General features: G+C 56.2%; 8 protein-coding genes. 7 read left to right on the top strand and 1 reads right to left on the bottom strand.

Translation table 11 applies throughout. The features are described 5' to 3' along the window. Positions 1–342 precede the first annotated feature (342 nt). A complete protein-coding gene (locus DMX12_RS26235; protein WP_009682433.1) occupies positions 343–1,563 on the bottom strand; it encodes a replication initiation protein in 1,221 nt (406 codons plus the stop codon). 879 nt (positions 1,564–2,442) lie between these two features. Between DMX12_RS26235 and DMX12_RS26230 the strand changes: the two genes are divergently transcribed. The 7 genes from DMX12_RS26230 to DMX12_RS26200 are packed head-to-tail and all read left to right on the top strand — an operon-like array spanning position 2,443 to position 8,237. Beyond that, positions 2,443–3,192, top strand: a complete 750-nt coding sequence (locus DMX12_RS26230; protein ID WP_009682434.1) for a DotI/IcmL family type IV secretion protein — start codon at positions 2,443–2,445, stop codon at positions 3,190–3,192. Positions 3,193–3,202: 10 nt separating this feature from the next. Then, on the top strand, positions 3,203–4,351 hold the full coding sequence (locus DMX12_RS26225) for a DotH/IcmK family type IV secretion protein (protein WP_009682435.1): 1,149 nt from the start codon (positions 3,203–3,205) through the stop codon (positions 4,349–4,351). An 8-nt stretch (positions 4,352–4,359) separates the two neighbouring features. Then, positions 4,360–5,715: a conjugal transfer protein TraO gene (traO, locus tag DMX12_RS26220; protein WP_023662978.1), complete on the top strand. Its 1,356-nt coding sequence runs from the start codon at positions 4,360–4,362 to the stop codon at positions 5,713–5,715. Between the two features lie 21 nt (positions 5,716–5,736). Next, complete coding sequence (locus DMX12_RS26215) at positions 5,737–6,462, top strand: hypothetical protein (RefSeq protein WP_009682437.1); 726 nt, start codon at positions 5,737–5,739, stop codon at positions 6,460–6,462. A 10-nt stretch (positions 6,463–6,472) separates the two neighbouring features. Further along, on the top strand, positions 6,473–7,006 hold the full coding sequence (gene traQ / locus DMX12_RS26210; RefSeq protein ID WP_009682438.1) for a conjugal transfer protein TraQ: 534 nt from the start codon (positions 6,473–6,475) through the stop codon (positions 7,004–7,006). A gap of 19 nt (positions 7,007–7,025) precedes the next feature. Continuing rightward, positions 7,026–7,472, top strand: coding sequence for a DUF6750 family protein (locus tag DMX12_RS26205; RefSeq protein ID WP_009682439.1), 447 nt, complete (start codon positions 7,026–7,028; stop codon positions 7,470–7,472). A gap of 45 nt (positions 7,473–7,517) precedes the next feature. Then, a complete protein-coding gene (locus DMX12_RS26200) occupies positions 7,518–8,237 on the top strand; it encodes an HNH endonuclease (protein WP_033690307.1) in 720 nt (239 codons plus the stop codon). Positions 8,238–8,239 lie beyond the last annotated feature (2 nt).

Below are 8,239 nucleotides of genomic sequence, written 5' to 3'. Positions count from 1 at the left end.
ACGTCAATGATCATCCGCCCAAGAACCCACACATTCCGCAAGGTTTCCGATTAACCACGCTGTCCGTGATCGAGGCAGCAACCTGGCAATCCCTGACAAATGCCAGCTCAAAGTCCATCTCAGAAATAAAGAGGGCGCTCTACGCTGCAATCTGAGCGATTCGTAAGGGTGAGATGCACCAGATTCCACGTAGGAGCACGCCCATTAACAAGAGCGGCACCGCACCTAACGGAGATATTCAAGGATGGAATGAAGGTGGCACGGAGGAGAGCAGGTTATGTAGAGCAGGCTGGAGGTTCAGTGTGTCGAATCACTCCCCATGCACACCCACCATCTGAATAACTAATCAGGCAAAGGCGGAAGCAAAGCAGCCCCGGTAGGGGCAGGTACCTGATATACAGCATCCTTTACACCAGGTTTAATTGGCTCAGCCCCATGGTTTGGACCGGCTGGTTGTGCTGCTGGGGTGGTCTGGGGGGTCTGCTTAGGGCGAAGGGGAACAACCGACGGCGACTGTGCTTCTGTGATGACCGCCTTGTACTTGGCCACGGTTTGGCGAGAGACGCCTGCAGTCAGGGCGATAGCGGTGTAGGTAAGATGAGACCCTTTAGCGATCAACTGCCGGCAAGCCCCACGGATCTTGTTTGCGGTCTGGTTTTGCCTGACTGCATGGGTCCGTTTGGCGGCGAGGCTCTGGCGCTCCTCGAGTGGCAGCGATCGATCAAGCTCCATCACACCACGGTGATAGTCACCACTTCCGCGGTAATGGGACCAGGTCCATCGGGCAATCGATTTAGCCGTGGCGCGCACTGATGACAAGGGCAGGTCGTTGCAACGTTCTCGCGTGCGAAAACGGTTGTCGTTGTGACATTGCGCAAGGACCCGAGAGTAAAACGACTCGAAGTAACCTCCAGCTCGCTCAGCATTGACGATGCTGTATGCGTAGAAACGGACACGTTCGAACAAGGTGCAATGCCTGGAGTGGGACACTGCATCCATGTCGGGTCCTTTGGACCACAAAGGCATCGGCCTGGCCAAGTCGAGTTCTTCAGCCAGATCGCCCAAGTCGTAGACATGATTGTGCAGCTCGGTGGTGATCCACCAAGGATGACCTGGTGTCTTGGCAACTGGACCACTGTGGTAATCGGGGTCAGCCTTGAGCAGTGCGGCCATGCTGTCGTAGACAGCCTTCATGTACAGGATCGGCTTTTCACGGGCTCGCTCGGTGGTACACACCGGAGCAATCGCATAATAGAGGTGCGAGTTGCCTGAGTTTCGGTTACGGACAATGAAGTTGGGGGGGGGAAGCCCATGCTCCTCCCAAATCAGGGAGTTGGTATGGTCGAGATCGAAAACGAGCCATGACACACGGCCAGGACGATTCACCTGCATGTAGGGGTAGCGGATCGCGTATTCACGCGGCCGTACTCTCATCGCCGTTTTATTGTCACTGCAGCGTGCGAGATAAGAAGCCTCTTCGAGGATACGGCTCATCGCTGACGCCGGCTGGTAATAACCCGGGTGCGCAGGCGCCGTCGAAGCTGCCGTGATGAGGTTGCTCACAAGCAGGCCTCAATGAAGAAGCTGACAAATTCAGGGCGAATTAACCCGTGCCGCGTATTGCGCAGCAGAGTGCAGGTGTCCATACTCGAATTACCTGAAAGGGGCCCTCACGTCATCGATCTGCCAGGACCAGATGTGTGGGCTCTTTTTTTTTGCCCGGCAACGGTGGCCGGATCCCTCTTTTAATCGCTCGACCTTTCGATAAAACCTTCCTAAAAAGTGGCATTCGTTGAGCAAGTTTTGGCGAAGGCTAGAGGCTCAGTTTCGCCCCGTCAACCCGCTGAAACCCGCGTATTTACTGGGTTCCCTCCAAATTTCAGAACCGTTTTTCTAATTAGAATGGGCTGCGTTGTCTAAGCGGGTAGCCGCATTGATCCCGAACCCCCTCCCCACGACTGCCCTTGTATGTCGGGGGATCCGAACGCTTCGTACGTCGGTGAAATACGAAATTTCGCATCGGCGATATACGACGTAACTGTCGGTGATGTACGAACCGAAAAATCGGCGATATACGAGCCACAGCAAGTGAAAAAAAACAGCATCGGCGATATACGACTGGCATCGGTGATGTACGAATGCAGGCCACTGCCCCAGGGCGGGTTTTGATCACCCGAAATTTGACCTGCAAGCCCCTGTTTTGGGGGGGTTGAAGGCCAAATCCTGCGCACATTTCATCGGTGAAATACGACCCATACCAGAAAATATCGGTGAAGTACGAGTCGTAATGAAATCACAATGCCATTACTGGCAATTTCGTATTGTAGGTATGCCGTAAAACTAGAAAGCATACGGCCCCCGTTATTACGGGTCAGGCAAAAAGTTTTTTTGTGTTGACCGATTCCGCATCATGGTTAGAATACGGAAAACGGAGGGCCAGACATGACCAACATCAGGGACGCAGCAGCGCCGCATCTCGAACATCCTGGATCGAGGGAGGATCTCGGACGTGCAGCATACGAACAAGAGCTGATAGAAATCGCTGAAAAACTGCATCAAAACCAGGATGCAGTCGATCCAGTTGCACGTGATCTGGAAGATCGCAAGCAGTTGGCCAGCCATACGTCCAGCATCGTCAAATCAAACCTGGTCCTGTCTTGGGGACTTGCAATTTCGATAGGCCTGAACTGTGTGTTCGGCTGGTTTGTGATGCACCCCCACTACGTGTACTTCGCAGCCGACGGCCTCCGGATCGTCAGGCTGGTTCCTCTTGAAGAGCCGTACATCACCGACGCCGAGGCGATTCAATTCGCACGGGATGCGCTGAACCGCTCGATGACGATCAACTTCACCGACTACAGGCAACAGCTTGAAGACGTACGTGGCGATTGGACCAAGCGCGGGTTTGCACAGTATTTGGAGCAGCTGCAGTCAGCAGGCTACCTGGACCTCGTTAAATCCAAGCGCATGAACATGACGGTTACCACTGAAACCGGCGTGCTAGTGAAATCCGAGATTGTTGACGGTGTTTTCGTCCGCCATATCGAAGTTCCGATCGAGATCAAGCTGGTCGGCCAAACCACCGACCTTCAACCCAAGCGATTCATCGCCAAAGTGCCTGTCGCACGTATTCCCACACTGGATTCCATCGTGGGCGTAGGGCTGGACGGCATTGTCACCACGCCCCGGTAAGGAGGAACCCATGATGATGAAATCAGTCTTCGTCGCGTCAGTCTTGACGCTAGCGATCGGCACGGCTAAGGCAGAGCAACAAGGCAATGGTGCGCAAGCCCAACCTCAAGGCCAACCCACGCAAGGCCAACAGCAGCCCATTCAAGCGCCGAACGGGGGGCAATGGGTCCGGGTTGAAGGTCCTAGCAGGCAGTCGGGCTTTCCCGCCGCGCCAGGTGCTCCACAGCCTGGCGTGAATCCTCAGATGCAGAATGCTTTCCCACAGACCAACTACGGGCCAGCAAATTACGCCGTGGCAGGGCAACCCGCTGGAGATCCTCAACAGCAAAACGGTACAGCTCCACTGCCTCCCCTGAACCCGCCTGAAAATGATCATTTCGACGAGGCGATGGAGGTCGCTCAGCCATTCACCCCTGAGCAAATCAAGCAAATGCGTCAGGCGTTGGAGAACACGCGAAAGGCGAAGGCCTGGCAGCCAGTACGGGGAATCCCCCGTATTTCCAGCGTATCGGTTGATTTGAGCCCTGGCGCGTCGATGCCTGTGTTGCGCGTGGTTCCCGGTGAGCTGTCCAACCTCATCGTGCTGGACTCAACGGGAGCTCCGTGGCCGCTGGCCGCTACGCCTCGTGTTTCCAACCCCGATCTCTATAGCGCGGAATGGCTGCAGGGTACCCATACAGTAGTGGTGTCGACTCCATCGGCTTACGAGACCGGCAGCCTAGCTCTGTACTTGGAAGGGGCTACAACACCGGTGATCGTCAAAATCGTCAGTGGCGAACCCGATGGGAAGAAGGACCGAGCCCGTGTGTATGACGCTCGGCTTGATCTGCGTGTTCCAGGCCGTGGCCCGCTGGCCAAGGCGGCTGTGATGGGCCCGGGGAAGATTGCCCTCTACGACGACCTCCTGCAGGCCTTTCTGGATGGGATTCCACCAAAAGACGCCAAACAGGTGAAGGCGCAAGGCGCAGTGCCTTCGCATACCCAGATCTGGCAATACGACGGAAATCTCTACGTCCGTACTCGCCAGGATTTTCAAACTGCATTCGATAACACCCTCGCTGCCGGCGACGGTACTCGTGTGTACCGCTTACCCGTGACTCCCTTCATCACCCTCTCCCAGATGGGTCAAAAAGTCACCCTCCAACTCGACATTTACTGAGGTAGCGCATGAGCACTCAAGCTGACATTGGAAGGCAGACCAAGGTAACCATCCTCGCGGCAGTAATTGCTGTCGCAGCCCTCGGCTATGCCGGTTACACCTGGCTCAATAGCCGCCATCAAACCAGCTCCAACCTCGGGGTAATCAACGGTGATGGCAAGGGGGGCACCACTGAAGAGAGTGAGGCCTATCGCCGGGTCTTGGAGAAATACAACCACAACAACGCCAAGCAGGCAGAGTCCAACGGGCAGTCCTACATGTCCGTCATGTCAACCGCCCAAGCGAACCCTGCGGGAACTGCGGATAAGGCAGGTTCGGGCCAGCAGCAGCCTCAGGTCAACTATTACTACCAAGCCGCGGCACAGCCCCAACAGCCCGTCGAGCGCAACAAAGAAATGGACAAGCTTGTCGCGAATCAGGTGGGTGCCTTCATGACCGGCTGGACGGTGAAAACCCATGGGACCGGCACCACGACCCAGGAACAGGCGTACTCGCAGTCTATCAAACCCGCGTCCCTGACTAGCGCAGGAGGTGCTGCTGGTACCGCGAGCACTGCGCAATCTACGAACTCGCGTGCTGGCAAGGCACAGGACCAGGTTGTCGTGGACGGTTTCTTCCTCACGCCTGCGCTGCTTAAAACCGAGCTCGACACTGACGAAAACTCGATGGTTACAGCTGAGATCCCGGGTGGCCGACTCGCAGGCGCCAGGGTGTTCGCGATGGGCTACAAGCGCCTCAACGAAACCATTGATATGACCTTTACCTACATGGAGTGGAAGGGCCGTAGCTACAAGATCACAGCCAAAGCGGTTGATCCTGAAAGCATGCGTACGGCGCTGTCGGGTGATGTGAACAACCGCTATTTCAGCCGAATCATTCTCCCTGCCCTGGCTCTGGCGATCGGCAAAACTGGTCAGCTGTACGAGCGCTCCGCCTCGGAGAACATCATCACGAGCGAAGGCGCCGTGATTCAGACATATCCAACGACGCCTAGTGGTCAAGCCGTCGCGGGCACCTTTGCCGGCGGTATCGGCCAACAGGCCGGGCAGGTGCTGGCCAATGACGCCGCCAACATGCCGCAGAAACAAGTGATCCGTCCAATCAACTCCACGATCGGTGTTCAATTCGTTGGACCAGTGCTGGCCAGTGACCAGTTAGAAAAGGACGCGCTGATGGCGAACCAGAAAGCCGAGCTGAATACCCTCGGCCAACCAGGTGGCCAGCCTCAGCAGCAGTATCGCCTCTCACCAAATGCCGCAGGTGCTACTAACTCGAACGGGTTCGGTGGGTACCAGGGTGTCTCGCCAGGATATGGCCAGCAGTACATGGGCCAGCCAACCATCGTCGATCCCACTCGCTACTGAGTTAGGGCAGAGGACTTTCACATGACTACACAAGCAGCGGAAGAGTTGGACATTTTCAAAACTGGCGCTCAGTCGGGTAAACCGGTTGAGGCGCCGAAAGCCGAAGAGCCGTCAAAGAAAACATCTCCAGCTAACGCGATCCAGGGCGACCGCAAGAAGCGCATCTTCAATTTCGTCAACCGGATTGAGGGCTGGCATTTCTTGGTACTGGCAGTAGTGCTGGCAGTCCTCTTCGTGATGGTGCCCAAGCTGTTTCCGAAACATCAAACCAGCGCGCAACAGCAGCCCACTCCAGTGCAACAAGCCGCTGTGAACAACGTTTTGACGGCCCCTGAACCGGAGCCTCAAGAGGCAGTGGTACCGGCAGCGAGTCCGGAACAGTCCGCTCTATCTGCCGAACAACTGAAAGGCCTCAATGAGCAAGTGGGGAGCCTGAGCGGTGTAGTGGTCGGTCTGCAAAAAACCATCAGCGAATTAGAAGCAAAGGTCGCTCTTCTCGAATCGGACAAAGCTGATGCGGGCAAGAAAGTTGTCCATTCCCCCGCTGTACGCCGTCAAGCTCAGGTGAGCCAACCATCGGCAATGGCTGGCTACACCCTGAATACCGTTTACTCAGACCAAGCCTGGATTCAGCACGGAGAAAAAACTTTCGTAGTCCAGGTAGGCGATCTCGTAGACGGCGTGAAGATCACGGGGATTGACCCTGTGGCACGTCGAGTCACCACTTCTCGTGGCGTGATCCGCTAAGGAACCGAATATGGATCTGGCAAGCATGATCATCTCGGCGGCCAACTCATTGGTCGCCGTTCTGTGGGGGTTGCTCTGGTCCTTGAGCGCTCTCGCCGGGATGGTTTACGCCGGGACCGTGCTGCGTCGGATGCAGCTTGCCACCATTGAACCTGGCCACCGTCCAATCACGCTCGGCAGCACATTCGCAGTGCTCGTGATTGGCGCTGCTCTGTTCAACATGTCCGGGATGATCAGCACAACTTGGACGAGCTTTGGTAGCGGCTCTACCACCTACGGGGCCATTTCCTACAGCGGAGCCGATAGCTTTGGCAGGTTTAAGGATGCTGTAAACGCGGTGCTGACCCTTGCTTCATTTGCAGGCGGTTGCTTCTTCTTCAAAGGGCTGCTGCTGATGAAGAAAGCAGCACTAGAGGGAGAAAGCTCACAGGGGGGCGACGACGCCATTTGGCGCGGCCTAACCCACATGATTTTCGGCGCTGCGTTGACACATGTCGACAAGGTGATCGAGGCCTTCCAGGCCACCTTCCAACTCTACTGGTAACAAAACAAGGAGCGTCATCATGAAATTTAACCCTATCGAGTTTGCAGTTGATGCTGTGCGTCGTGGCCATATCCGCCTGTTGACCAAAGCTGAGGAATACAAAGCCAACCCCATGCAGCGCGGCCTCATGCTCATGACTGCCGGCCTCACCATGTCAACGTTGCTGGTCACCAAAACCGCTTATGCCGACGGTCTCGCCGGTATGGCTGAGAAGGGCAGTGAACAGGGCGACTCCATCAAAGAGAGCCTTGGTCCAATTTTCCTGGCGCTTGGGTTCGCCGGCGCTGCTTTCGGTGGCATGAACATGTGGAAGAAAACCAACGACGAGAACTCGCGAATTACTGGCAAGCAGATCTGGGGCCCGATGCTCGCCGGGGCAGCGCTGGGCGGCACTGGTTTCATGATGACCACTGCCGGCGAGACAGTGGGTATCAGCGGTAGCGAGTTCGGCAAAGTTCCTAACTGATCAAGACCACTTGGCAGCCTGAAACATGGCTGCCTTGGAGACTGCATGAGCGACGTGAAACAGGATCAGACAGTACCGGTATCGGGGCTTGGCCAAAACTTCGAGAAACCCGTTCTTCCGCTGATGGCCATGGCCACGAAAGCGCGGGTTTGGGGGGATGCCACTCCAAATGCGATCGAGCCCAACCCGGAGCAACTGACGGCCGAAATGCGGGCGACCATTACCCGTCAGGCGCAGGGGCAGTGCTATTTCTGCGGTGTACGCGCTCGTGCCGGTCATGTTCACAACATTAACCATAACCATCAGGATCTGCGGCCGGAAAATCTCCGGCTTGTAGATCCGCTGTGTCATGGGTGGCAGCACCTGGGTGAAATCGACGACGGCCAAGCCTTCATCGCCTACCTCCCGGGCTTGTCTCCCCAGGATGCGAATCATCTGCAGCGAGCCACCATGATCGCCTTGGAAACCGGGGACGAACAAACGAAGGCGGACGCGAAGAAAATCCTCAACTGGATGGCTTCCCATCGGGAATACACCGAAAAGGCCTGGGGCACTCACTCGCCCAAAATTTTCGCTGAGGCGATGACTCGCCTCGGCAAGGTTGACGCCGATGTTAACTCCCTCGTTTTCCAAGGGTTGAGCGTCATTTTCAATCCCGCTCAGTTCAGCCAGGTCGTTAAGGGTTGGGCACAGGATGCGTATGGCGCAGCTCCCACTTCTACGTGGGCCCAAGTACATCACGATGTGATGAACGCGCCGAGCTAAGG

The sequence above is a fragment of the Pseudomonas sp. MB-090624 genome (genome assembly GCF_003205245.1).
Taxonomy (GTDB): Bacteria; Pseudomonadota; Gammaproteobacteria; order Pseudomonadales; family Pseudomonadaceae; genus Aquipseudomonas; species Aquipseudomonas juntendi.
Note: the sequence above shows the minus strand (reverse complement) of the source record. Positions and strands in the feature narration are given on the sequence as shown.